1 protein-coding gene and 1 pseudogene are annotated in these 1,163 nt (G+C 35.6%); both read right to left on the bottom strand.

What is annotated here, in order from left to right; all coding sequences use genetic code 11:
* Window positions 1-159 precede the first annotated feature (159 nt).
* Window positions 160-260: pseudogene (locus DW005_RS14460) on the bottom strand (hypothetical protein); the annotation flags it as partial.
* A gap of 89 nt (window positions 261-349) precedes the next feature.
* The gene (locus DW005_RS13615) at window positions 350-1,018 is read right to left on the bottom strand and encodes a hypothetical protein (RefSeq protein WP_117480196.1); all 669 of its coding nucleotides are present in this window, start codon (window positions 1,016-1,018) and stop codon (window positions 350-352) included.
* Window positions 1,019-1,163: the final 145 nt, after the last annotated feature.

The raw sequence follows: 1,163 nt of genomic DNA, 5'->3' as shown, positions 1-1,163 counted from the left end.
CCTCTGTGAGTCAACTGTTTTGCTTCCTTTAACACTTTGTAAAATGTACTTTCGCTTGCTATATAACTTCCTCTATCTGCAAGCATTGGAACAATCTCACTACTTGTCTGATTTTTCATTGCTGTCAGATGGTTCTGGTAATCGTAAGTGTAAGTTGCCGTCAGGTTATTCCTCAGCACAGTTCTCTCAGACAGGTTTCCATCCGCATCATAGGAATATCCCACCACTTGACTCCCATTTTCATCAGTAACAGCAGCCAACTTGGATTCTCCATCATAACTATGTTTCGTCTCTTTTCCTGTCTACTACATGGTCATAAGGAAACTACAATTGTTTTCTACATAATAAACTAAAATTCTGCTATAAAAAGACTACTATCTTTCATCCCATTTAACCAGTCAAACGGAGACATAAACCTCCTTTCCTTTGCTGTATGTCTAATCTTCTCGGATGAGTCCTTTAGCGCATTTTCCGGATAATCCTTTTGATAGCCTTTTGGAATGTCCAATTTATATGGTATGCCGTGTTCCTCGCACCATTTTACGGCGATATCCAAGCGCAGCCAATTTTCAATAAAAAATGTCTCATTACGAAGTCCTGCCATTTTTGCAAACATACAAAATTGTGACCATTGTTTGATTTTTTCTATCTTCGAAAAATAAGTTTCCAATTTTCTTAATCGCAAGGTATGAAAAAACCATTGATATGCCCACGAATAAGTTTTTCCCTCAACCTTATAAAATCCTGCATCAATCAATTTATTTTCGTTTAATTTCATATGTTTTGTATAAAATTTTTCCCTGATCTGCCATGGCCGATAAATTTCATAATCATCATAAGAAAACCAATAGGTACACTCAAAATCATCTGTATCCTCCACCAAAGACCAATGACACTCTCTGTCTCCAAAAATTCCTCCTGGCAAGTTCATCATTGAAGGTAACCACATCTCTTTCTCATAATCATAATATGAAGTAAATTTAATTAACAAACATATATTTCCATTTTCATCAACCATATATAAAAATTCTCCATTCCAAAACAAGGTGCATATTCATTACTTTCCATTATTGTGCTACACGAGCCAAACGATCATATTGTTTAGTCAATCGGAATTTTTTCGGGTGGTTGTCACCCTACCCGATTTTCCTTTCTTTTAATTT

The sequence above is a fragment of the Clostridium sp. AF36-4 genome (assembly GCF_003435975.1).
Classification (GTDB): Bacteria; Bacillota; Clostridia; order Lachnospirales; family Lachnospiraceae; genus Eubacterium_F.
The sequence above is the reverse complement of the archived record's forward strand: the minus strand, read 5'-3'. Positions and strand labels throughout refer to the sequence as shown.

Excerpts from the sequence above, each read along its gene's own strand:
- DW005_RS13615 (WP_117480196.1), bottom strand. The coding sequence starts at position 1,018 with ATGGTTGATGAAAATGGAAATATATGTTTGTTAATTAAATTTACTTCA.